This is a genomic window from Moorena sp. SIO1G6 (assembly GCF_010672795.1).
GTDB classification, from domain to species: Bacteria; Cyanobacteriota; Cyanobacteriia; order Cyanobacteriales; family Coleofasciculaceae; genus Moorena; species Moorena producens.
The window spans coordinates 42,472-67,617 of sequence record NZ_JAAHFZ010000003.1 but is presented as its reverse complement, the minus strand read 5'-3'; the positions used below and the strand labels follow the sequence as shown (position 1 = coordinate 67,617).

Genomic DNA, 25,146 nt, shown 5'->3' with positions numbered 1-25,146 from the left:
ACTTCTCCATCTTACCCTAGCGCTACAAAAATGTCCATGTCCGTTTTGAGGTGTTAAATCCCGATTTGTACCGCTTTATTGGCGTTTAAGCGCGAGACTACAGAAGTTTGGTTGACAGGGATTCCCCTGTTCCTTTGACCATTAGTCCTTCTTAGTTTTCCCATCTACAGCAGATTATCCCCGGAAACCGCCACCTACAGTAGACCTCTTGCATCAATGGTGCCAAGCCCCCATTATCCCCTGCCCAGATTTGGGGGGCTAGGGAGGCAAAAACATGATTTATGCAATAAGTCTAGTGATAGAGTTTACGAGCCAGGATGTTTTTGGTGATCGTAACAAAAATTCATCATGACTGGTAGTACCTCCAAACCACTGACGAACAATTGAACGTTGATCAGCTGTCACCTCAATTATGCGTATGGAACGGTAGGCTCGCAACGGTATAATCACAGCGCTGGTGATCTAAATTATGCACCTCAAGTAGCGTGACCTACGGTCAATCCCGTAGCGTGGCCGTAGGCCAATCGCAACGGTTGTGATCTAAAATTCCCGTTCCGCCAACTCCATCCAACGCTCAGTTGCTGTATCAATTTCCTGAGTCAAGGCTTCCAAGGTCTGATAAAGTGCCTGGACCTCACTGGTATTTTTGGGAGGAGATTGATAAAGGGTTTTCTCCAACTCAGCTTTCTGAGCTTCCAGTTGGGGAATCTGACTTTCGAGTTGATCAAATTCCCGCCTTTCCCAATTAGACAGCCGACGGGGTTTGTTATTACTCGATGATTTTTTAGTGGACGGCTCGACCTTAGAGGATTCAGCCTTTTTCCCTTGAGTCTGAGCCATCTGTTGGGCTAGTTTTGCTTCTTCTTCTCGCTTATAATCGATATAAAGGGAATAATTACCAGGATACTGGCGTACCTTACCCTCAGATTCAAAGGCAAAGATTTTATCTACGCTGCGGTCTAGGAAATAGCGGTCGTGGGAGACAATAATCACACAACCATTAAACCCCTCTAGATACTCCTCCAGTACAGCTAGAGTTTGTACATCTAAATCATTAGTGGGCTCGTCAAGAATAAGTACATTGGGAGAACTCATCAGTACTTGCAACAGAAACAAGCGACGTTTCTCTCCACCGGAAAGCTTATGAATTGGTGCATACTGTTGGGTGGGAGGAAATAAGAAACGCTCCAGCATCTGTGAGGCACTGATCAATGTGCCATCAGCGGTTGTCACATACTCTGCTACGTCTTTAAGGTAATCAATTACCCGTTGATTTTGATTAAGAGCTTCGAGCAAATCTTCTGAATGCTGGTCAAAGTAACCGATATAAATGGTGGAACCAATTTCTATTTTACCAGCATCGGGCTGAATGCGTCCAGTAATAATATCCATTAGGGTAGATTTCCCTACGCCATTCCCACCAATAATGCCAACTCGGTCATCGGGACTAAATTCGTAGGTAAAATCTTTGAGCAGAATTCTAGCGTTATAGCCTTTAGAAACATTTTCTAACTCAATCACTTTTTTGCCAATGCGACGACCAGGGGTAGAAATTTCTACTTTACCCTGAGCTTGTTTAAACTCCTTGGCTTGCATGTCGTGAATACGGTCAATTCGAGCTTTTTGCTTGGTACTGCGAGCTTTTGGACCTCGTTTTAGCCATTCTAGCTCTCGGCGCAATACCCCTTGATGTTTCCGTTGAGTACTGATGGCTGATTCTTCAGCTAAGGCTTTTTTCTCTAAATAGTAGGAATAGTTGCCAGAGTAAGTATACAGGTCTCCCCGGTCAATTTCGATAATGCGGTTGGTGACCTGGTCTAGAAAATAGCGGTCGTGAGTAATCAGTAAGATTGCTCCACGATAACTATTCAGATAACTCTGTAACCACTCCACTGACATGGCATCAAGATGGTTTGTTGGCTCATCCATTAACAATACCTCTGGTTCCGCTAGCAAGGCAGCTGCTAAAGCAATCCGTTTACGATAGCCACCAGACAACTGACCAATGGGAGCATCAAAATCAACTATCCCTAATTTACTCAGAATAATTTTTGCCTTTGTTTCTAGTTCCCAAGCTCCTGTGGCATCCATCTGCTGGGTTACACTTGAGAGCTGTGCTAGCAGTTGGTTATCCTCGGGATTGTGAGCCAATTTCTGGGAAAGTTCTTCATACTCACGAATCAGAGTCATCTGCTGACCACTATCAGCAAACACTTGTTCCAAAACCGTGTTGTTTTCATCTAAGTCTGGTTGTTGGGGTAAGTAAACAATTTTAGTTTTGGGATTAACCGAGAGTTGACCACTATCAATGGGCTCAAGACCAGCAATTATCTTTAATAGGGTCGATTTGCCTGAACCATTAGTGCCAATTAGACCAACTTTATCCATAGGATCTAGACTAAAGCTAGCCTCTTTCAGGATTTCCTTAATCCCAAAGTCTTTGTGAACTGATTGTAGGGTGAAAATACTCATGAAAAATTTATAGGAAAGGGAGTAGGGATTAGGGAGTAGGGATTAGGGAGTAGGGATTAGGGATTAGGGAGTAGGGAGTAGGGAGTAGGGAGTAGGGAGTAGGGAGTAGGGAGTAGGGAAGATAAATATGTCTTAAGGTTTACTTAGACTGCTATAAATTTATTTAAAAAAAAACCGTTTTCTGGGTAGAAAACGGTTTTTGGTAGTTGTAATTTAACTACTAATAATCAAGTGCAAAATATCAAACTTACTATTACTAACTACCATGAAATTAAAGAGCTTTTGACTATTTTATTGACATTTTGATGCTATTGAGGTACGTTGTTTAGGTCAAAGATAAAGGGAACACTGTGATTCCCCTCACCACCAATAACCAGAACTTTAGGCATCTGAGCCCCACCTTCTCGCCAAGCTGCGATCGCTTCTTTCTGGAGCACCAGTTCACCCCCTTGGGCTTTGAGGGTTTCCGCCAACAGTCGTTGGGCTTCGGCCTTACCCTGAGCGCGATTAATTTCTGCTTGAGCTTCTTGCTCAGCCTCCTGTGCTATATAGACAGCTCGTTGGGCCTGTTGTTCTGCTACCTGTTTTTCTTCAACTGCCTTGGCAAATTCCCTAGAAAAATTCAGGTCAATGACACTAGTATCCAATACTTGGACATCATACTTGGCTAACCTTTCGCCCAAAGCCTTATCAAAATCTTCCTTTAACTGACTCCGTTGGGTAATCGATTCTTCAGCAGTGCGAAGGGCGGCAGCAATTTTAAATGACTCTTGAGTCTGAGGGGCAATAATTGTGGTCACTAGATTCTGTAGAGTTCCTTGTTTTCGTCTGATACTAACCACCTTAGTGGGATCGAGGCGGAAGTTGATGGCAAATCGTGCGGTCAAATCCTGAAGATCCTTTGTGGAACTCTGGGCTGGGACTTCAAACTTCTGTACGGTGACATCATACACATCGACTATAGAGACGAAGGGCAGTTTGAAGTGGATACCCTCAAGCAGAGCGCCATCTCTAGCTTTACCCAAAATACTAAGGACTCCAGCCTGACCGGGATTGATAATTACAAAACAATTAAAGGAGAGGAGAATAACTAATGCTGCGATAATCCCCCCGACTAAAGATTGCAAATTTTGTGGATTTTGGTTCCTCAAGTTTTAATCTCCTTTTGAATTATCCCCTGGATTAATCACAGGGTAATTAAGCACTGATGTTACCAGATAGGGCATTTGCCAGATCTCGTAAGCTTTATGGCATCATATTTTCAGCATACTAGAAAAGTTCGTCTATCAGCTTAAGCAAAGGGAACAGCGGATCTGGGAGTAGGGAACAGGGAGTAGGGAGTAGGGAGTAGGGAACAAAATTCTCAGCAATTCCTAGACGGATTGCTATATCAGCTGATGGGCTAGGCCCAAGCTACGCCGAACAGCTTATGGATCACAGGCTAGAAGCCTGTGCCACACTACTTGAGTGGCCACTGAGCACTGACCACTGACCACTGACGGCTGACCACTGAACGCGCACGCGTGCGCGTAGCGCTTAAGCTGACCGCTGACTGCTGACTGCTGATAGCCTACTTCAAAACCCTATATCTTCCCTAGCTGATTGGGCGGCTAAAAATACCTCTTGATCGGACACTTCTTGCCAATCTAGCTCCCCAATTTCCCGATAAAATTGCTGATCGTAAGCACGGGTCTTGACTACGACTGGCATTGGTACCGCATGTCCTAAAATCAAGGCTTGTTGCTTAGAATCGAGCTTGGCTAATACCGAACGCAAACTTTGGCCACCAGACACCCCAGTAAAAATTGCTTCAATATCTTTATCATCATTTAGTAAACAAGTAATCCTAGTTCCAATTTGAGACATGACTTCGTTATCAATGCCAGAAGGACGCTGGTCTACGACTAACAAGGTCACAAAATACTTGCGCATTTCACGGGCAATAATCCCAAAAATTGTTTGACGTACTGTGGCTGGATCTAGGAAACGGTGGGCTTCTTCAATGGTAATTACTAGGGGACGGGGGCGATCGCTGGCATTTTTCGACTGCAAAAATATTTCAGCTTTTCTGACATAACTGTTATGAATACGACGGGTAATTAAATTAGTTGCTAACATATAGGAAAGCATATTGGATTGGGAACCGAATTCTACCACAACATGCTTCCCGGCATCGAGAGATTCTAAAATTCGATTGACATAATTATGGGGACAAGCACTGCGGATATACTTCAATTCATCGAATCGGCTTAATTTGCGCTGTAATGCCATAATTGAAGACTTGTTGCCTCGTTTGACTTCGCAAAATTCCTGGATTTCTTCATTGGTCATAGACAGCAGTTGCACAATCCAGGATTTGCCAAATTCATTGCGTAAAATAATGGCATTTTCTAGACTAGCTTCAGAAAGATTTAACTCTCCTCGGACTAGGTTGATATCTTCTACTTCAATTTGGTCATAACTTAGATAAAGCTCTTGGGCATCCCGAATCCCTCGTCGTCTGGTGGATTCTGGGTCGAGGGTATAAACTTGTACCTGGGATGGAAAAAGCTGGCGCAACCCTTTGACTGTACTAAATTGTTTCCCTTCCGATACGGCTTCCCAGCCATATTCCGAGTGCATATCAAAAATTAAATTTACTGCTGCTTGCCTACGGATAATCCCAGATAGCAGTAGTCGAGTTAGAAAGGATTTACCGGTGCCAGACTTACCAAAAATCCCGTTACTCCGTTCCACAAACCGATCTAAGTCGATGCATATGGGGACTTCCATGTCAAGGGGTTGACCAATGGAAAAATTCCGGCGATGGGGGTCATCTTCCCAGCCAAAGACTGCCCGAAAATCCCGTTCACTAGCATCGTATACTTGAGAAAAGTGGCTGGGAATTGTTTTTACTGGTAACAATTCCATCTCTTCGCTACTTTGAGCTTGAAAGGAGCCTAAGGGACTTTTTCCATTTAGTTCCACTGGCTGTTGTGACTGGGACTTTTGTGGCGTAAACATTAGCATCGGGGTTAGATTAATCGTACCGTAGGTGCCACTACCTGCGAGTACATCCCGTAGAAAATCATCATTGGGATTAGGAGGATTAACCAGAATCCGCTGACTGGAGGTTCCCAAAGACACATCGGTGAGCATACAGAAGAAACGCGATCGCATTCCCTGGACCACCAGAAATTTCCCCACCCGCATATCTTCTACGGAGACATCGGGGTGTAATCGCACTTCCAATCCAGCAGACAAAGAGCCTTGAATAACTGAACCTAAAGGTTGACTTAAATCCATTACCATAATTCCAGGACTATAGCAATCCTAAATCATTTGGGTGATGGGGAGTAGGGAGTAGGGAGTAGGCTATCAGCTATCAGCTATCAGCTATCAGCTATCAGCTATCAGCTATCAGCTATCAGCTATCAGCTATCAGCTATCAGCTATCAGTTATCAGCTATCAGCTATCAGCTATCAGCTATCAGTTATCAGCTTATGGGATGGGTCACAGGCTAGAAGCCTGTGCCACACAAGCTAGTTGAGGTGCTATCAGCTTAAGCGCTACGCGCACGCTACGCGAACAGCTGACGGCTGACCGCTGACCGCTGACCGCTGACCGCTGACGGCTGACCGCTGACCCCTTAGAGTCAATTATTATTAGTCGATCTCAATTGATGTGGGTTGAGAATCACTAGGACTATCGGAAACTAAAGGTTTGCGATAATCAGCATAGATGCGATCGCGCCAAGCGAAAAAGGTTTCGTAGAGGTTACTATCGGCCAAGCCAGGAATCCCTTTACCTTGATATTGCTGGGGAATATCGAGATAATTCCCATCGGGGAATTTCAGGAGCAGACTTAAACCGGCTACGGCAAAATCTGCTAAGCAAGGGGAGTTGCTGACTAGATAAGGACTATCCAGGAGTAACAGACTCAAGGCTTCTAGGTCTTGCTTGAGACCATCTTTGGCTTCCTTGACGGCATCAGTGCCACAACCGACACCAAACCCTAGAATATCTAAAAATTCCGAGGGTACCGAACCAACTACTGTTTTGAGCAAATCCGGGGTTTGGTTCGGTAGGACCGATTTGCGGAAGTCGGGATTTTGGCTCAATGCGCCATAGACCACTTTCCGGCTTTTGGTACCAATGGATTCATCTGCCCATTCTTCGATCAGTAAACACAGTCCTCGTTCTTTGGGATCGGTGGGGATGATGGGTTTGTCGGGATACTTGCGATCCAAATACATTGCGATCGCAGTAGAATCACTAATCACGGTATCCCCATCTTTTAGCACTGGTACCTTACTTTGACCAGACAGTTGGAATAGTTCTAACTGTCCTACTCCTGGGGTTACCTCAATTTTACGATAGTCCAGCTCTTTGTAATCCAGAATCAGTCGTACTTTCTCTGAGTATTGGGACAGTTCAAATTGATACAACTCCAGCATGTTGGATCTTCTCGCTGTTGATGTGGGACACTATGCTACTGTAGCGTTTTCACATTCCTCTTCCCACACTTCCCATACTTCCCACACTTCCCCCTCTCTTCTCCCGATTGCCGATTGCCGATTGCCGATTCCCTTCCTATAATTCCAAGGAAACCCCTAGTTCCGGAGTGATGACTTTTGTGGGCAGATTGTCCTGGAGGAGTTGCGATCGCAATTCTTCGAGACTCCCCACTTCCCGCACTACGGAACCCAAAACCCCTTCATACTTGACATTTTCATCAATGGTTGTGGGCAGAAAGACTTGGGGTCGTAACCATTGCGCCAATTGCAGTGCTGTCTTATGCCCTTGAACGATTGGCCCGGCTAAGGGAATTTCTAAGGTTAGGGCTGGGCTAATCACGATATCTACTGGGGCATAATCCTTGACTTCAGCAGGGGGATAGCCATGAGGTTCGTAGTAAAGACTGGTACCACTATCCAACTGCGTGATCAGATAGGCATTTTCCTGCTGGAATGGACCAATGGGTGCTCCTGGCAAGGCTCGGATTTCTAAGTGATTTCCTAACGCAACGGTTTCACCAGGAGTAAGGGGGGTTACCTGGGTATAACCTAGCTGTTTGACTACCTTTGCCGCACTAGTAGAGCCCACCACTGGAATAGTTTTGTCTAATTTTTCCAAGGTTGGGGTATGGGTGTGGTCCTCTAAGCCTTGGGAGAGCAAAATTAGGTCAATTTTATCCGGAATGCTGTTAATTGCTTCCGGTTTGTCCCCTTTAAAGAACCAAGGTAGATTGCCAAAGACCAATGAACCCACTAACCAGGGGTCAATCAGAATCCGTTGCTCTGGAAGTTCCAGTAGCCAGGTGTTTGCGCCGAAATGGGTGAGATACATAGTTTAGAATGTAGAATTTAGAATTTAGAATTTAGAATTTAGAATTTAGAATTTGGAATTTAGAAGTCTGCCTTCACCATTCACCATTCTGCCTTAACCATTCTAACTCAATTCTTCATTCTGCCTTCTGCCTTCACCATTATAACTCAATTCTGCCTTCTTCATTCTGCCTTCTTCATTCTGCCTTCTTCATTCTGCCTTCTTCATTCTTAATTCTTCATTCTTAATTCTTCATTCTCAATTCTTCATTCTGCCTTCTTCATTCTTAATTCTTCATTCTTAATTCCCTCGTAAATATCACTAAAGTTAATGGTAAAATCGATAGTACTTAATTCCAAAATTACATTTTCTGATGTTTGCTCAGTCAGTAACCATTGTCCTTCAATAGTTTTGGTATGTTGAATAACATGATATCTGGCTTGGTCTATTAGTATATATTCTTTGAATTGGGGAATTGAGCGATAGTAGAGAAACTTCTCTCCTTGGTCATAATTTCTAGTAGATTTAGATAAGACTTCAACAATTAGCAAAGGATTCATCACAGTAGTCTTACCTTTTCCGGTATAGATCGGTTTCCCCTGAATTACCATAATATCAGGATAGGTATACTGACGATAATCAGGTATCCACAATCGCACATCACCGATATAGATATCGTAGTCTTTTCCTTTTAAGGCAAACTTCAAGTTAGCGGCAAAATTGAGAGCAATTTTATTATGATTGGTGGTTCCTCCAGCCATCGGTATAATTTCTCCATCCCGATATTCACTTTTATAATCAGCAGCTTCTTCTAGTTCTAAATACTCGTCTGCTGTGTAGTAGCGTTTTTTGTCTTGTAATAGCATCGTGTTTTTATTTGATAATAGGGAATAAGAATGTATAATTTAGAATTGATAATGAAGAATTTAGAATGTAGAATTTATAATTGGTAATTATTCATTCAGGGTAAACGCATTTTATTCTGAAATGCCTACTGGATATGAGATTGAACCGATAAGTATTTATGCTGATTAATTTTGAAATCGCTTCTGAGTAAGGCTTCTAGAATTTAGATGCGTTTGCCCTGGCGTAGCGTGGCCTACAGCCAAGCGCGAATCCGCATTAATTAACTTGGTATTCATAGCCGTCAGCCCTAAAGATTGTTTGCAAATATTTTGGATGTACATCAATCTTCTGAGCAGAAGTTTGTTCGCGTAGCGGAGGCCGTAGGCCACGCTTCGCGAACGGCTTTGCCGAAAGCACAAAACTCGGACGATAACGAATAGCAATTCGCCCTGTGTATTGCCCAGCATACTTCCCTTTCTTGATATCAGCTTTGACAATATCCCCTGTCTGAAAGCCTCTAAAAAACTTAGCAGCAGGTGCATGAGCCTTTGGAAAACCGTACTTATCTGGACGGCATCGCTGACGAACGCCATGACCTTTGGCTGTAACCGTTAGTGGTTTCACTCCGCTTAGTAATAACATCTGTGGGGTAGACTTACCTACACAAGCAGCATCAGTCCAATGGGTTTTCTCAATACCCCTAGTTTTCCGGTTGAACTTAGTCAAGCCGCCAGAACCTACCTCAATAGGTAGCTCTGTTAGTTTTAGTCTTCTGAACAATTCCCATCGGGTTGCGTTAACTGCTGCTGCATCTTTTAAAGGGTTTTTGGCTTTAGCTAATACCTTTTTGAGTATTTCCGGCTTTTTTCTTAGGAATTTCTCGATCGAGTCATTACCTTTTTTCTGATTGCAGCTTCTGCACGCAAGAGTTAAATTACTAACTCGATTGCTACCACCTTTTGATTTGGGGATAATGTGCTCAACCTCTAAGGGAGTATCAATAGCGCCACAGTAAACGCAGTTATGTCCCCACTTAGTAAGTAAATACTCTTTTACCTCAAATCCAAATAGCTCACCGTGTTGATATTCAACTCCTGATACTTCTGGGTTTTGCATTTTCTGAGTATCAAATCGAACTAATTCTTGAGATATTGCGGTTATAGGACACAACTTGATCAGCCGCCTAACCCAAGTCTCAACATTGAAAACTCGACTCATTAATGATGGTGGCAACCAACCGTCAGGGCGTGTTCGGTTTAGAAATCTTGGCTGACGATATCGGGTTTTGCGATTCCGTCTACCACGTCTTAATGCTCGTCGAGATTCTAGAGCCTTCTTAATCTGTTGACCTCGATGGTTGATTTCTAAAGCATTGGTAACCCGTCCAGTTTGCTCACAAACAATAGCAATACCTGTTGTTTTTGAGCCGGGGTCTATCTTAATTCTGTGTGAATGAGTAACAGAATCATCGATAGACCGATCTGGCATGATGATAGTGAATGGGTAGCGTTTGAAAACTTTAGCCCTCCCTTTCTTAAGTAGTTCTCTAGCTCTCGCTGGATGACAAGGATCTAGAGGTTGTTTGTTTTGATCTAGAACGAAAACTCGCATTACGCACGAACACTCCGATAAACGGGTAGAGTTAGCCTCGACAATGTTATTCAACCTTGTTAGGTACAACTCACTGGTTTAACTCGTTACGCCTGTTTAAAGCTGTACGACAGTTGCTACAAACTGGCACGTATTTGTAGGTGTCATGAGCTGAATAACGTAGTTCTCTAAGAACTTAGTCTGGTCACGACAGAGCAATCAATCTCCCGCTATAGTCCGAAGGAATTAGCGGCGAGTTCGTGACGGACGTTTTCCATCCACATTTTCAGTATATTACACAAAATTTATTATTATAACATATTTTGAAAATTTTTGTACCAAATTCTTTAGGGCTAATGTTATCGCTCTACGCCTAAGCCTTCACCGGTCAGCGGTCAGCAGTCAGCAGTCAGCATTAAGCGGTCAGTTGTCTGCTTTGTGGCACAGGCTTTGGCCTTGGCCTTTTGGCCTTTTGGCCACGCTACGCGAACGGCCACGCTACGCGAATGGCCACGCTGTGCGAACGATGCTGGGACTTTCCTCAGATTCAACAAATGGTTACCTGTTTGATTCAAAAGCACCATCTGTAGTGCATAAACTCATAGCTGTTCGCGTAGCGTGCGCGTAGCGCTTAAGCTGATAGCTGATAGCTGATAGCTGATAGCTGATAGCTGATAGCTGATAGCTGATAGCTGATAGCTGACAGCTCCCTATCTCCCTAACATTGCCTCATAAGCCTTTTCCATTTCCCTAGTAAATTGCTTACCATTCCACAAGGGGGCAGTTTGTCGAGATTGTCGCAGTTTCCAGGAAATCTGTTGTCTCAGGGCTGGGTCTTTGCCTAAGCGAATCCCCCACTCGATATACTGATCATCTGTCCAGGCAATGCCTTCGGTGATTCCGGCATTCATCATCATGGTGTAACTGTTGCGAGCAACAAACTGTTCTCCCACTCTGGTGACTAGGGGAATACCCATCCACAGGGTTTCCAGGGTAGTAGTGGCTCCATTGTAGGGATAGGTATCCAGGACCACATCCGCAATGCCTAAGTTGGCACGATGAACGGCTTCCGTAGGGACTTCTGGTAGAAACCGGAGGCGATCGCAGTCTACCCCTTCTTCTTCCGCAATCTGGTTAAAGAACCGTGTGATCGAGTCTTGGTCAGATTTGCCTTTAATCAAAAAGTAGCTATTGGGGACCGCTTTGATAATTTTCATTTGCAGCCTTGTGGTATCGGGATTGCGCTTGTATCCCTTCTGACTACTGAGATAAATGGTGGCATCGTTGGGAATATCCAGGTGGTCCCGACGTAAGCTCGGTACACCCACTTCAAACCCATCCACCGCAATATAGGTTTGGGGTAAGCACCAGATTTTCTCGGAATAGTAAGCCTGAGCGGAATCTGGTAATACGTAGGGGTCAGCAATCACGTAATCAATGGCAGGTAATCCTGAAGCATCCCACCCTAGCCAGGTGACTTGTACTGGTGCCAGTTTCAGAGCCATCACTGCACAGGTGATATCCAAGGTGATGCTATCAAGGTCAACTAAAATATCCAGTTGATCCTGATAAATCTGCTCAGCCACCTCTAGAACATGAATCCCTAATTTGCGAGGATGGTCTACCTGATTGACATACCATTCTTGGAGGTTATCGTTTACTAACTTGTAGTCTACGAAATAGCCATAAAGTTGAAACCGCTCCCGGTCATGATGCTCAAACAGCCAACGAGCTAGCCACCCCACGGAATGCCGTCTTAAGCAATGACACAGGTATCCGACTTTTAAGGGTCTAGCAGTTTTTCCTCCGTCCTCAATTCCCCCCTTATTAAGGGGGGTTAGGGGGGATCCCTGCTCCCTATTACAGGGATTTTCCGATGAATTGACCTCACTACCTTCAGGTGCAAGCCCCCTAAATCCCCCAATTCTGGGGGACTTTAACTCAATTGCCCCATCCTCAATTCCCCCCTTATTAAGGGGGGTTAGGGGGGATCCCTGCTCCCTATTACAGGGATTTTCCGATGAATTGACCTCACTACCTTCAGGTGCAAGCCCCCTAAATCCCCCAATTCTGGGGGACTTTAACTCAATTGCCCCATCCTCAATTCCCCCCTTATTAAGGGGGGTTAGGGGGGATCCCTGGTCCCTATTACAGGGATTTTCCGATGAATTGACCTCACTACCTTCAGGTGCAAGCCCCCTAAATCCCCCAATTCTGGGGGACTTTAACTCAATTGCCCCATCTTCAATTCCCCCGTTATTAAGGGGGGTTAGGGGGGATCCCTGCTCCCTATTACAGGGATTTTCCGATGAATTGACCTCACTACCTTCAGGTGCAAGCCCCCTAAATCCCCCAATTCTGGGGGACTTTAACTCAATTGCCCCATCCTCAATTCCCCCCTTATTAAGGGGGGTTAGGGGGGATCCATACCACTCCGCTCTTTCCTTCGTATACCCCCGAATATTCCTCTGGAACACCTCAGCCATTTGATTCAAAATTGGTCTGAAATGGCTAGGCTGGTCCTGAACATGAGCCAAAGAAAAGAATGGGGTAAGCAGACGTAGAGTCTCAACATCAGACAAGTTAGCTGGTTGTTCCTTAATTAGTGAAACCAGCAGTGATTCTAGGGTCTGGCAAGCCCCAGTAACTTCCGGCCAATAGCCCCCGGCATTCATGATCCCCCGCAGTACCAGGTTAATTCCCGATATTTTGTCTGGTAAAGATTCCGATAAGGAATAGCACAACTTAGCGGTTTCTATGCCCTGGTCATAATTACGAGCATTTTGATAAAAGGTAGCGAGATGTCGTAATATTTCTATATTCTGAGGATTATGAAGATCTAAGGAGCGATAACGTTCCAGAAAACCAGCAGCGATGGTCGGTTGCTTTAAGGTATGACCAATTTTCATACAGGCTGACAGTAACGGCCAGAACCAAACCTCAGGATTGGGCAGGTAAGCTAAGCAAGCTTCGGTAAATTCTAGGGAGGTTGGATGCAATGGTTCGGCTTCTAGTATCTGCCCCAAAACCTCTGGTAATAATTGCTGATTGCATTCTATTCTTGGCTGGGTTTGTAGCAGTTCAATCACCCCCAGCTCCGTCAAGTCATCACCCCTAAAGGTTTCTAGCTTGATGCTTAGGGCAATAATTTCCAAGAGATTAGTCAGATCCGTGGGGCAAATTTCCCGCATATGCTGGCGGATTGCCCAGGCTAGGGCATAATCGGCTAACTTCTGCCTGCGCTCAGCTTCGGTTTGCAACACCTGGAGCAGTTCCTCGGTCCAAGTCTCTAATTGCTCTGACTCCGCCTCCGCCATCACCAGCAGCCAAGTGGTTTGGGCTTCGGTTTCTTGACCCTGCAAGAGGAACAGTAACCCTAAATGCCAGTAGTAGGCAATCACATCAGGTTCTGCTTCAATAGCCTGTTCGTATAAGCTTGCGGCTTTACTGTAGTCCCCCTGAACTAGATAGTGCTCCGCTTGTTGCTGCCAGTTAGTCATACTTTTGTGCTAATTAAATCAAAGATATCACCCCATTTTATAATACTATTGAAAACCTGATTAGGGTAATTGTCCACTGAAGTATTTCCATAAAAAAAAGTAGGTAGAACCGTCTACCCACTCTAACTAAATATCTAATTTTTGGTGATTCAAACTGTCGTCACCAAGGTTTTACCTAAATATTAATCACCTTATAACGGTTTCCAGTCGGCTTCCGGGCAGCTAGGAACACCCTTCGCATCAACATTGATATCCCCCTGGGATCCCACTTGACCTTGAAACCGACTAACTTTTCTTGCTTCACACAATACAGCCAACGTGGTTGTCTCACTGGTCTCTGTCTCACCTACGCTTGTGATGCCATAATATGCCTTAAGCGCAGACTCTGTATCAATGTCTCCATCCTTATTTGGGTCTGCATAGTTAGAGACGTTGCTTTCCTCATCGTCGCTTCTTAGCCCATACAAGTAGTGATCAGTCTCTGTGGCAATGCCAAGACCTAACTCACCAAAATCAGTATCCACAGTTACAAATTTATCATTTTCCAGGTAGTAAGCTTGCTGAGCTCTATTCATGGAACCGACATAAGTTTTAGCTTCCGACTGCTTGGCTTTATTAGCTTGGTTCAAGAAAGAAGGCAGAGCAATGGCGGATAGAATTCCAATAATGATGATTACAACCAGTAGTTCGATTAGAGTAAAACCTTCGTCTTGCTTTTTCTGGCTCAGGTGCTTAAGCAGTTTAACTTTTAGATCAGTTTTCATAAGTCTTTATACAGATGTGGGATGCTGATTTGTTGTAAGCAGTCAGTGGTCAGCGGTCAGTGGTCAGCTTTTTTTATTCAAAAGCTGTTCCCTTAGCCTGGCCTACGGCCAATGGCTGAAAGCTGATAGCTGATAGCTGATAGCTGATAGCTGATAGCTGAAAGCTGAAAGCTGATAGCTGAAAGCTGATAGCTGAATGCTTACCAATTGTTTTCTTCTAGACTTAACTTACCCACTTGTTTTGATTTTCATATCATCTAGGGGAAAAAAAATTTTAGGGAGTCGGGAGTGGGGTGTGGGGTGTGGGGTGTGGGGTGTGGGGTGTGGGGAGTAGGGAGTAGGGAGTAGGGAGGGAATAGAATAGATGTAGGGTGGGCAGTGTGTCAGACAGATCAGATCACAAAGCCATAGTCAAACTACACACTGCCCACCACTGCCTGCTAGATTAATGCGATCGCGAAGCGTGACCATTCGCGTAGCGTGGCCTTTTGGCCAAGGTCAATCCCATTAATTTCGACATATGCGATCGCTGACAGCTGATAGCTGATGGCTGATAGCTAACAACACAAGTTTGGTCAATTGTCAACACCTTCGACCTATGGTTGAGTCCAACACCACCATCGACGAACAACTGCGCCCGTTTCCAGACCATACCCAACTGCCGGAATCTGATGGAACCTTTGTGAAAAATTTTCAGGAACATCCCCAAAGCATTCTTTTGACTGACTCCATCGAGCCAGTGTTGCAAGAGCTTCACCCGGACAATCGCTATGCCATCGGTCAAGATTGTGGGATTTACTGGCGAGAGACTAACCCCCCGGAAAAAGGTGCAGAAGCCCCGGATTGGTTTTATGTGCCTGATGTGCCGCCCCGACTTGATGGCCAGATTAGACGCTCTTATGTTCTTTGGCGGGAATATATTACACCTCTGATTGTCCTAGAGTTTGCATCGGGTACAGGTGCGGAAGAACGGGATCGGACACCCTTACAAGCCGTAGATGGTACTGTTCAAAAACCAGGGAAATTCTGGGTATACGAAAAAATTATCCGCATTCCCTATTACGGCATCTTTATGATCAATACCGGGGAGTTGGAAGTTTACCACTGGGAAGATGGCAGCTACGAGCGCCTGAGTCCCAACGAGCGCAACCACTATCCCATTAATCGCATGAATGTAGAACTAGGGGTGTGGCAAGGCACCTATCTCGGTTTAGCCGAACAACCTTGGTTGCGATGGTGGGATCGAGAGGGAAATTTACTACTCACTGGCCAGGAGCGGGCAGCCTACGCTGAGGAGCGGGCAGCCTACGCTGAGGATCAAGCCCAGCAGGAGCAACAAAAGCGGCAACAGTTGGTAGCACAATTGAAGGCCCTCAGTCCGGAACAACTTCAGGAATTAGGAATTGATCCGGGACTTTTGGAGTAGGGAATCGGGAATCGGGAATCGGGAATCGGGAATCGGGAATCGGGAATTGGGAATTGGGAGCTACGGCCAAACGCGATCGCAAACCTCACATGAACCAGTAGTGGTGGGCAAAATTTCGATGATCTAGAACTTCTCCAAAGCACCGTGGTGTTTTTGCCCACCCTACAAGCTGCTGCTTCGCGATCGCACTGATGGCTGCTCCTGGTGCGTTACGGGACCGGCTGTCTCAACCCTGGCGCTCAAGGCCAAAAATCCGGGCGAGCCGGTCCCTAACGCACCCTACGGCTACCAACCTTTAACCTTTAACCTTCAACCTTCAACCAACTAACCTTCAACCTACCAACCTGCCAACCTTCAACCTCCTAACCTACCAACCTCCTAACCTTCAACCAACACATACCCATAATTCTCCAATCCCATCAATGCCTCTTTCACCGTATCAAACGCCTTCTGCTCAGCTATCGGCTCAAGGGTTACGGGATCCACTGGGCGCAATCTTTGCCATCGCTCTACTAAAGATGGCATCGACTGAGGAGCATCAAATAGGGGTAATAAACAAGAGGCAACGGCACTGTCTACCAGAGATTGCACTCCACTCACTGGCAGATACCTACTAATTTCAAAGGGCTGTAATTCAGTAATGGCTTTGAGAATGTCTTGTTTCACGTCTGGTATATTCAGCTGAGGATGGAGATGTACTTTAGCCTTCTGCCAATCGGAGATTGTCCACTCGGAAACTGGGGTAAAGGATTGGCCTTGCTCGGGGTGTCCACACCAGAAATCTAGGAGCCGATGAACAGGATGTAATAGCTCAAACAAATGCAGTCGCTCTTCCACAGATATATCCGGCAAGCTCATGGCTAGAAACACTGGCAAATTGTCTGGTTCTTTGAATAGACTCATTAAATCCCATTCTCGCCAATTGACCATATTGATAAATTCTAGATTAGCCTCTCTTAAGCCAGCGAATAAATCAGACATAGTGTAGCCTTTATCCCCTTGGAGGAGATAGTTCATTAACATTGTATGTTTACCCTCTTCTTCCTCATATTTACTCTTCCAAGTTCTGGCTTTGATATCAACAGTATTCTTTAATGCTTTCATAGTCTCTATAGCAATTTCAATTTCCATATCCTCGGGATTGTGATCAGTTAAACCCATAAGTTGGAATACTTCTTGAGCCCGAAAATAGAGCGAGCGTTGATGCTTACTGTGTAGATTGCTGCGAATAATTCCCTGAGGCTTCAAAACCGCTTTCATCGCTTTCAGGGCAACGGCTAGCTCAGGAAATAAATACAGTAGCTCGTCGCAATTGATATAATCAAATTCCCACCCGGTGCTAGGTAAGTCATAAAGGGAGAGCTGATGAAATTCTGCCTCTTCAAACCCATAATAGCTTAATCGTTTACGGGCTAAATCCAGAGACTGCTCCGAGATATCAATCCCAATAATTTTTGCTCCGGGATTCGCTTCTGCTAAAATTAATGATTTGTATCCCGTGCCACAGCCAGCATCTAATATGACTTTCTGGTCTGGATTAATAACTTGGTGATTTCTTAAATAATAGGGAGTAACAATATTATGAAAATAAAGTAAGCTTAGCTGCTTTTTCGGGGAGCGGTCGATGGGAATTCTGGGATAGGGTCCAAAATCAAATTGTTGACGAATTTTTTCTTGTAATTCAGAGGCGTTTGTATCCATAAGTAGGGAATAGGGAACAGGGAATAGGGAACAGGGAATAGGGAGTAGGGAGTAGGGAGTAGGGAGATATCAGCTATCAGCTATCAGCTATCAGCTTTCAGTTTTCAGTTTTTATCTATCAGCTATCAGTTTTTATCTATCAGCTATCATATCAGCTTTCAGTTTTGAGCTTTGAGCTATCAGCTTTCATTTTTCATTTTTCATTTTTCATTTTTCAGCTTTGAGCTATCAGCTTTCAGTTTTCATTTTTCAGTTTTCAGCTTTCAGCTTTGAGCTTTCAGCTTTCAGTTTTCAGCTTATGTGCTACGCACAGGCTACGCGAACAGCATATGCTTACCTTTTAGTTTTTGAAGAAAACAGGTAAAGATTTGTTTAATCTGAGTTACATAAATTCGAGGTTTATGTTAAGCATTAGGCTGATAGCACCTCAAGTAGCGTGAGCTTTTAGCTGATGGCTGACGGCTGACGGCTGACGGCACCTCAAGCAGCACCTCAAGTAGCGCATATGCTTAGCTTTCAGCTTTTGAACAAAATAGGTAAGCATTTGTTTAATCTGAGTTACATAAATTCGAGGTTTATGTTAAGCATTAGGCTCATAGCTGACGGCTGACGGCTGACGGCTGACGGCTGGCAGCTGACGGCTAACTGCTTACCTTATAACCTGAATAAAAGCCTTCACAATCTTGAAGATCAGCTTCATAATAAGTTTACCAAAGATTTATAAATAATGTCCAGATTGTTGGGTATTATGACCTAGGTAAAATAATCAGGGATTTAGATGACTGAATTATCATCATCATTAGCGGTTACCAAAGGGATGGCTCAAAAATTAGCTATGGCTACAGCATCAGCAGCATTGATGACTGTGGTAATGCCTAGTGTGGCCCAGGCAGTTACACTAGTTAAAAATGTAGTTGTTAAGCCCCCCGTTGGTGAGGAGCCTACTGCCCAGCTTTGTCCTCCTTTTTGTGAAACTGGGGATTCCATTACCACAGATCTAGGGCGTAGAGTGGTAATTGGAAATAACATCGACAAGACCTTAACCAGTATCCTCTACACAATTCCTGGCGAAGAAGATGCAGCCTGGAGTAAGGAAAGTATTTCTGATATTTTCAGCGAACTCATCTTTTCTAAGGATATGAAAAAACTGTTGCTAACCTCAGGGAGTGTTGCTCCTGGTGAGGCAGTTCTTGCTTTTCGAGAAGCTGAACAAAATGTGATGTTTGACATTACAGTGTTTTATGACGGAGCCCCAGCTACCGTTCCTGAACCAACCACTGTATTCGGTATATTAGCTGTTGGTGCATTAACTGCTACGTCAGCTCTGAAGAAGAAGCTTTAGGGTTGAGCTCGGGGAGTAGGGAGTAGGGAGTAGGGAGTAGGGAGTAGGGAATCGGGAGTAGGGAGATAGGGAGATAGGGAGATAGGGAAGATAAAAGCGATTGACCTTGGCCTTTAGGCCACGCTACGCGAATGGTCACGCTACGCGATTGGCCGTAGGCCACGCTAAAAGCGATTGACCTTGGCCTTTAGGCCACGCTACGCGAATGGTCACGCTACTTGAGGTGCTACGTTTAGATATTCTTTGCTGTTTGACCCGGTGGTGCGTTACGGAACCGGCTATATATACCCTGATCACAGATAAAATCAGGGCGAGCCGGTCCTTAACGCACCCTACACCACTCCCTGTTCCCTGTTCCCTGTTCCCTGTTCCCTGTTCCCTGTTCCCTGTTCCCGACTCCCGATTCCCTACTCCCTACTCCCTACTCCCTGCTCCCTGCTCCCTGTTCCCTGTTCCCTTTTAAAACTACCAAGGATTCCCCACAATAGTAAACCATGCCCAATAGTAAGGATGGGATAAATTATTATTAGTGTTAGTATTATCCTTAAGCATCTCTACTTGGGCTAACCTTAAGGCTTCTGCTTTTATAGGGACTACTTTTAAATGGTCATAAAAAGATTTCAGAAGTTTAAACGTTCCATTTTGAGGCACTGCTAACAAACTTGCTAAAACCGATTGCACTTTGGCTTGATAGGCAAATCCAGCAAATCCTAATTCATACTGTTGATTGCCAAGGGCTGTATCACAAGCACTTAAGACTAATAAGTTGACCGGTGGTTGCTCTAATCCCAAGGTTTTCATTTTTCCTAATCCTAATCGTTTTTTCCCGAACTGAATGTAGGAATCATTAGCATTAGACCGAAATTTACCATGGGTTCCTAAATGAAGGATGTTAAAGGATTTATGGTTAATTTCATGCTGGAGATTAGCTAAGGTAAAGTTGTCGTTTTCTAGGGCTTTAGCTGACCAGGTATTGACTAAATGCTCGATTAGTTTGGGAACATAGGGTAAGTCTCGATGCTGGTCAAATTTTTCCGTGCCCATAGCCAGCACTGGGGCTTTTCTGACATCGGTATAGTTGGTATCGGTCAAGCTCAAACTAGGCACTAAACCAACACTGTATTTTTCGACAATAAAGCTTTCGCCATCATGGAGGGCTGCTAAGGGGAGAGACTGCAAGCTTTTATCCATAACAAACACCAAGTTATTGATGTTTTGTTGATCTAATGTCTTCTGGAGGGGTTTAATCAGTAATTGATAGAGTTGTTGGGATTTGGCTAGGTCTTCTGGTCGAAACACCCCTGCTCTAGGAGATGCTACACTATCGCGGAATGATTGAGCTAAGGCTAACACTTGCTCCCGGCTGGTATTAGCAATCCGTTTGTAGATCATTTTGCCTTGGCTAGTTACCAATACTAGTTCTAACGGAGCATTAGGCTTGGGCTCTACAATTACATTAGGATTGATGTTGAGGAATTCGGTTTTCAAGACAACGTCTAGTCCTGGTAAATTTCCAGAATTCCGAAAAAAGACATAGATCAGTGCCGGTCTAGCATCGGTAACTTGTTCAATTTGCTTGAGTTCTGTTTGAATGTCTTTGGCTGTTTTAATCTCAGGAATAGATGACTCAACTTGACCGTTGGCTTGACCGGTGGCTTGACCGGTGGCTTGACCGGTAAAATAATCCTCTAGTTGATAGACTAGCATTTCCTTGGACAATGCTTCAGTTTCTTCTATCATCACTGGTGGCAGGATTTCCGGTGGTAACTCAGGTAAATCTGGCTCACTATTGGTTACTTCAGTATTACTAGTATTATTACTAGTATTAGGAGATGACTGAGTAATCAGTTGAATCTGACTGGGAAAATTACCCTGAGTATAGGACTCCAGAAACCGTTGCGTTGGCAAAATCGAATTGTCGATGCCAGTGGTAATGGCTGCAGCGGTACCATTGAGGGTAGCATCCCCTACGGTAAAGGGTATGGAACGAGCTCCGCCATTATGTCGGATGATGACTGACCCTCCTGCCACTCCGCCGCTAGTGGAAATACTAGCTGTGGTCTGATTGCGATCGCTAAAGGTATCGGTAGCTCGGAAAAATCGACCAGCGGTAATATCAACATTACCACCACTACCGTTTTCTCCCCCTTGAGCATTAATCGCCCTGACTTCCACATCCCCAATCGGGTCGATAATCACATTTCCGCCATCACCAAGACTACCGCTAGTATTAATTAAGCCAGTCTTAATGGTAGTGGAGGCATCGATAACAAGATTACCACCACTAATACCAGAAGTGTTTAGGTTGTCTGTGAATACCTCTCCATTCCTAGCGGTAAGGTTGATATCGGAGCCATTGGTGATAATGTTCTCAACTACAATACTTTGATTGGCCTCTAGAGTAATGGAAGCATCGTCTATGCCTTGAATTGTGCCATTGCCGATGATGGCACCTGATCCGGCTGGGGCTTGAATGGTTACTGGGTCTTGGAAAGTGACCCCAGTCTCAGCAATGGTAATGTTAGCGCTACTGTTAGGATTACCGATAGTGATAGCAGTAAAGCCATCTTGCAGGAGGTTGATTTCTTGGCCAGTTAGCGCTAAACTACTAGTTTTGCTCCTGTGATTGCCACCAATTGCGATCGCTTGATCAGACGTGAATGGTTGTAACGTAATGGTGGCATTCCCTTGAACTATGTCGTTAAAGTTAATTTCATCAGCAGTTAGGGTAATATCTCCTAGGGGAATGGTACCTCCCACTGCCTGATTAAACTGAATGGTGCCAGTCCCAGCATTAACACTCAGGTCTTGATTACCGTTAACAGTGCCATCAAAAGTGATGTTACCGGTAGTGCTGGTGATGTTAGCGCTAGTGTTATCAAGATTCAGGGGTTTGAGGAAGCTAATGTTACCACTGCCAGATGTCACACTGCTGTTGAGATTGATTTGACTAGTGTTGAATTCCCCAATTGAAATAGTCCCTGAACCCTGAGCAAGGATGGGTTGATCAATAATGATAGTACCAGGTATATCCTGTCCCAGACTAATGTTGCCATTATTAGCAGCGCTAATCCCATTCACACCAGCCACGGTAGTAATCACAGCATTGGGATGTTGGAGGTTAAGGATAATATCGCCACGGTTGCGGGTAATAGCAGCAACATTCTGAGCTTGAACATCTATACCATTAGCATCGGCGTAGCTAAATCCATTTTCAGCATCGAATAGGACTGCCCCTTGTGGCCCATCAATTTTTACTTCAGTGCCTGAACTATCAAAGATGGTACCAGCAGAGATAAATTGAGCTGTCTGATTATTAGCGAGTTGGACAACAGGATTGCTGTCACTGCTAACAAAGTGAATATCCCGGCCTCTGACTATAACATTGAGGTTTTCCTGACTCAGGTCAAAGTTGCGGATTCTTACATCACCGGTCAATTCAGGATTTCCAATGGTTAAGGTACCGGAGGTTCCTAGATCGAGGTTATTGATCAAATCCGCTGTTGTGATTTGGAAGGTGGCACCAGCGTCTTCCCCTATCCCCACGGTAGTATTAAGCTCTTTTGGTTGAATAGTGATGCTTTCAGCCATCAGCTGGGAAATCAGTTCAATCCCGCCAGCGGTAATCAAAACATTTTTAATGTTACTGACTTGTAAGGGTTGCTCCGGATTGCCGAGACTGACTTGACCATCGGTATCAATGACTAGAGTGCTGGGGCTATTGATGGGATTTTTGATAGTAATGTTACCGTTAGTAGCTGTAATTGCGATCGCTCCCCCATTTTCTGATTCCGATCCAGCATTGATACCGCTACCCCCACTATTGATTTGGATATCACCACCTCTGCTAGTTACGGTGACATCACCGGCCCCTGACCCACCAAAGGAATCAATACTAGGAATTTGAATAGTAGGTTGAGTGGTGGATAATTGACTATTGCCATCAGCATTTAGGGTAATATCCCCTCCCCTACCAGTATTATTAGCAGTATCTAAGCGATTATTGTTAGTGACTTCGATAGTGCTGCGAGAGTCAATCAGGATTTGTGGGGAATTAGTATTAGGATTACTATTACTTAAACCACCGGTCTTAATGGTGTCAACTTGAATTGCACCAGTGGTTAATGCAGTATTAGGCGAATACTGATTGGTTATCGAGACCAATCCATCCCGAGCTACGGTAATATCCCTAACTTTGATATCGGCACTGGTGGCATTACTGGTAACAGTATTACTAAAATCAGGAACAAGATTACCTGAGTTGTTTCCTGGAATTCCTCCTAGTTGTGTCCAATCAATACCAGCTCTAATATCTAAGGTCGCCTGATTAGCACCATCAATCACCAAATTGCTTTGGTCAGATAGAGTGACATTAGCGAGTAAGCCGCGAAAGGGATCGGAGTGGGTTGGACTAATTTTAGGATTAGGCTCATCACTAGGATTAATCACAATCTCGCCTAAGGTAACACTACCCCCTGCTAAAATATGTAAGGAAGCGCCTTGATAGTTTCCTAGACTGACATCACCATTTGCGAAAATGATGGAATCATCAGGACTAATCAAATTTCCTGGACTGCCATCTAACTGCTCGATCCGAAAACTAGCGCCAGTGTGATAGCGACTACTGCCTTGTACTGGATTAGCGGAACGCAGTACCATGTTTCCACCAGAGAAGAAACCACTAGCTTGATGATTGAAGGTGGAAATCTCGATGGCTTGATTCCCCTGGATGGATAAACTGCCGAGGGCTTCAGCAATAAAGGGGCGCGCTAGACTATCATGCGATCGCACTGTATTGCCAGCCAACAGATTCAAATCCCCAGTGGTAGAGAGCTGACTTTCGACTAAGGTGAGATTATTAGCAGCTGATAGTGTAGCAGTCTGAGCGTTTACCTCCCGAGCCACCACATCACCCATCTCAATCGGTAAATCAGAATCCGCGAGCTGTACTTTACCATCTGGCTTCACCACAATCGGTGTCTGTAACTCTTCAACTCCTCCGGTCAACAAGGTTGGTAAATCCTGAGGTGTAAAGGGTAGCTGTTCCCCATCAGCATCCGTTGGTAATTCAATTTCGATATTTAATAGGTGTCCTGGTTGGCTAATCCTAACTAAATTAGCACCATCTACAGCAGCCAGAGTAACCGTTCCGTTGGCAGCACTTACGTTTCCAGTACTGATCACACTACCGCCGATTAAGCTTAAATTATTACCCTCTAGTAGTTCCAGATTCCCAGCATTAATAATACTCCCTGGTTGAGTCGAGTCAAAGGCCAAAGTCTTGGGATTACCGATTAAAGTTTGATAGTCATTTGACCCAAAGCTAGTGAACCAATTGTCTTGACCAAACCCAATCCGATTCGCTGTTGTTACGGTTAAATCACCTGGGATATTCAGACGAGCATTAGCACCAAACACCCATCCGGCTGGATTCATTAAAAATAAATTTGAGTTACCTCCAGCTATTCGAATTAACCCGTCAACAATTGACGGCTTACCCCCAATCACCCGACCCAAAATATTACGAATTCGGGGATTAGACAGAAACGTAACTGTCTGTTCTGCCGTCAGACCAAATTCTTGAAAACTATGGAATAAATTGGCGCTATCTCCGGAAACTGTACCCCCGTCAACCGTCAACTCATTGCCATAAATTGTAATACTAGTGCCCGTACCATCTGTGGCTGGTATAATAGATTCAGCCTTAGCGACATGGACGGGATACAGTATGGCTATACCTAAATAAATTTCTCCAACTAGAGAAAAAAGTTTCCACAACCAGTTACTATGCCACCCAACAGCTTTCACGAGTCGATGCTCCCACTACACCAATAACTTACACCAATCACCTAAACTAATCATAACTTACTTAATCGCTACTTAATCCCTTACCTAACTTAATCCCTTACCTAACTTAATCGCTATTTAATTTCTTTATCTTAGGTAATTTAACTGCATAATTTTGAATTGATCAACCTATGTAGTCACACATCATAATTATTCAGTTGCTTGCTAATTTAGTTAATTGCTGAATTGTAATATTAATTGTAATATTAATTGGTTACAAAAATCCGCCTCCCTGGTTTATAGCAGAAGTCAGAAGTCAGAAGTCAGAAGTCAGAAGTCAAACTCTTGCGCTTACAAAGGGTTTGAGACTTTTGTCATGTTCTAACTGCCCTGGCGACTGCTATACTTGC

At 44.4% G+C, this 25,146-nt stretch carries 19 protein-coding genes; 5 read left to right on the top strand and 14 right to left on the bottom strand.

Annotated features, from left to right (window positions below):
• Nucleotides 1-540: 540 nt before the first annotated feature.
• The 4 genes from F6K63_RS04580 to F6K63_RS04565 all read right to left on the bottom strand — a co-directional run bounded on the left by F6K63_RS04580 (nucleotide 541) and on the right by F6K63_RS04565 (nucleotide 6,909).
• Complete coding sequence (locus F6K63_RS04580) at nucleotides 541-2,472, bottom strand: ABC-F family ATP-binding cassette domain-containing protein (protein WP_287253168.1); 1,932 nt, start codon at nucleotides 2,470-2,472, stop codon at nucleotides 541-543.
• Nucleotides 2,473-2,780: 308 nt separating this feature from the next.
• Complete coding sequence (locus F6K63_RS04575) at nucleotides 2,781-3,623, bottom strand: prohibitin family protein (protein ID WP_008190859.1); 843 nt, start codon at nucleotides 3,621-3,623, stop codon at nucleotides 2,781-2,783.
• Nucleotides 3,624-4,047: 424 nt separating this feature from the next.
• Complete coding sequence (locus F6K63_RS04570) at nucleotides 4,048-5,757, bottom strand: helicase HerA domain-containing protein (protein WP_008190861.1); 1,710 nt, start codon at nucleotides 5,755-5,757, stop codon at nucleotides 4,048-4,050.
• Nucleotides 5,758-6,117: 360 nt separating this feature from the next.
• Nucleotides 6,118-6,909, bottom strand: a complete 792-nt coding sequence (locus F6K63_RS04565) for a glutathione S-transferase family protein (protein ID WP_008190864.1) — start codon at nucleotides 6,907-6,909, stop codon at nucleotides 6,118-6,120.
• On the opposite strand from F6K63_RS04565, the gene F6K63_RS04560 reads away from it, so the two are divergent.
• Complete coding sequence (locus F6K63_RS04560; RefSeq protein ID WP_161603213.1) at nucleotides 6,908-7,051, top strand: hypothetical protein; 144 nt, start codon at nucleotides 6,908-6,910, stop codon at nucleotides 7,049-7,051. The genes F6K63_RS04565 and F6K63_RS04560 overlap by 2 nt on opposite strands.
• Here the strand turns inward: F6K63_RS04560 and F6K63_RS04555 are convergent.
• From F6K63_RS04555 to iscB, 3 genes are all read right to left on the bottom strand, one after another.
• The gene (locus tag F6K63_RS04555; RefSeq protein WP_008190866.1) at nucleotides 7,046-7,801 is read right to left on the bottom strand and encodes an MBL fold metallo-hydrolase; all 756 of its coding nucleotides are present in this window, start codon (nucleotides 7,799-7,801) and stop codon (nucleotides 7,046-7,048) included. The genes F6K63_RS04560 and F6K63_RS04555 overlap by 6 nt on opposite strands.
• A gap of 245 nt (nucleotides 7,802-8,046) precedes the next feature.
• Nucleotides 8,047-8,646 (bottom strand): Uma2 family endonuclease, encoded by a 600-nt coding sequence (locus F6K63_RS04550; protein ID WP_287311015.1) that lies wholly within the window; start codon nucleotides 8,644-8,646, stop codon nucleotides 8,047-8,049.
• Between the two features lie 256 nt (nucleotides 8,647-8,902).
• Nucleotides 8,903-10,237 carry an RNA-guided endonuclease IscB gene (gene iscB, locus F6K63_RS04545; RefSeq protein WP_008190869.1) on the bottom strand — a complete coding sequence of 445 codons (1,335 nt, stop codon included), beginning with the start codon at nucleotides 10,235-10,237 and terminating at the stop codon, nucleotides 8,903-8,905.
• Nucleotides 10,238-10,654: 417 nt separating this feature from the next.
• Between iscB and F6K63_RS04540 the strand changes: the two genes are divergently transcribed.
• Nucleotides 10,655-10,786 carry a hypothetical protein gene (locus F6K63_RS04540; protein WP_287311014.1) on the top strand — a complete coding sequence of 44 codons (132 nt, stop codon included), beginning with the start codon at nucleotides 10,655-10,657 and terminating at the stop codon, nucleotides 10,784-10,786.
• Nucleotides 10,787-10,926: 140 nt separating this feature from the next.
• Here the strand turns inward: F6K63_RS04540 and F6K63_RS04535 are convergent, their stop codons facing one another.
• The 3 genes from F6K63_RS04535 to F6K63_RS04525 all read right to left on the bottom strand — a co-directional run bounded on the left by F6K63_RS04535 (nucleotide 10,927) and on the right by F6K63_RS04525 (nucleotide 15,066).
• On the bottom strand, nucleotides 10,927-13,716 hold the full coding sequence (locus F6K63_RS04535) for an O-linked N-acetylglucosamine transferase, SPINDLY family protein (protein ID WP_287311012.1): 2,790 nt from the start codon (nucleotides 13,714-13,716) through the stop codon (nucleotides 10,927-10,929).
• 191 nt (nucleotides 13,717-13,907) lie between these two features.
• Nucleotides 13,908-14,480, bottom strand: coding sequence for a type IV pilin-like G/H family protein (locus F6K63_RS04530; RefSeq protein WP_287311010.1), 573 nt, complete (start codon nucleotides 14,478-14,480; stop codon nucleotides 13,908-13,910).
• 445 nt (nucleotides 14,481-14,925) lie between these two features.
• A complete protein-coding gene (locus F6K63_RS04525) occupies nucleotides 14,926-15,066 on the bottom strand; it encodes a hypothetical protein (protein WP_287311008.1) in 141 nt (46 codons plus the stop codon).
• 12 nt (nucleotides 15,067-15,078) lie between these two features.
• Between F6K63_RS04525 and F6K63_RS04520 the strand changes: the two genes are divergently transcribed.
• Complete coding sequence (locus tag F6K63_RS04520; RefSeq protein WP_287311007.1) at nucleotides 15,079-15,906, top strand: Uma2 family endonuclease; 828 nt, start codon at nucleotides 15,079-15,081, stop codon at nucleotides 15,904-15,906.
• Here F6K63_RS04520 and F6K63_RS04515 read toward each other — a convergent pair.
• Nucleotides 15,870-16,067 (bottom strand): hypothetical protein, encoded by a 198-nt coding sequence (locus tag F6K63_RS04515; RefSeq protein WP_287311005.1) that lies wholly within the window; start codon nucleotides 16,065-16,067, stop codon nucleotides 15,870-15,872. The genes F6K63_RS04520 and F6K63_RS04515 overlap by 37 nt on opposite strands.
• 217 nt (nucleotides 16,068-16,284) lie before the next feature.
• Nucleotides 16,285-17,607 carry a class I SAM-dependent methyltransferase gene (locus F6K63_RS04510; RefSeq protein WP_287311003.1) on the bottom strand — a complete coding sequence of 441 codons (1,323 nt, stop codon included), beginning with the start codon at nucleotides 17,605-17,607 and terminating at the stop codon, nucleotides 16,285-16,287.
• 778 nt (nucleotides 17,608-18,385) lie between these two features.
• Between F6K63_RS04510 and F6K63_RS04505 the strand changes: the two genes are divergently transcribed.
• Nucleotides 18,386-18,949 (top strand): PEP-CTERM sorting domain-containing protein, encoded by a 564-nt coding sequence (locus tag F6K63_RS04505; RefSeq protein ID WP_071105146.1) that lies wholly within the window; start codon nucleotides 18,386-18,388, stop codon nucleotides 18,947-18,949.
• Here F6K63_RS04505 and F6K63_RS04500 read toward each other — a convergent pair.
• Nucleotides 18,921-19,112, bottom strand: coding sequence for a hypothetical protein (locus F6K63_RS04500; RefSeq protein WP_287311000.1), 192 nt, complete (start codon nucleotides 19,110-19,112; stop codon nucleotides 18,921-18,923). The genes F6K63_RS04505 and F6K63_RS04500 overlap by 29 nt on opposite strands.
• Before the next feature lie 42 nt (nucleotides 19,113-19,154).
• Between F6K63_RS04500 and F6K63_RS04495 the strand changes: the two genes are divergently transcribed.
• Nucleotides 19,155-19,412, top strand: a complete 258-nt coding sequence (locus tag F6K63_RS04495; RefSeq protein WP_287310998.1) for a hypothetical protein — start codon at nucleotides 19,155-19,157, stop codon at nucleotides 19,410-19,412.
• A 2-nt stretch (nucleotides 19,413-19,414) separates the two neighbouring features.
• Here F6K63_RS04495 and F6K63_RS04490 read toward each other — a convergent pair whose 3' ends face one another.
• A complete protein-coding gene (locus tag F6K63_RS04490) occupies nucleotides 19,415-24,757 on the bottom strand; it encodes a CHAT domain-containing protein (RefSeq protein ID WP_287310997.1) in 5,343 nt (1,780 codons plus the stop codon).
• Between the last annotated feature and the right edge of the window lie 389 nt (nucleotides 24,758-25,146).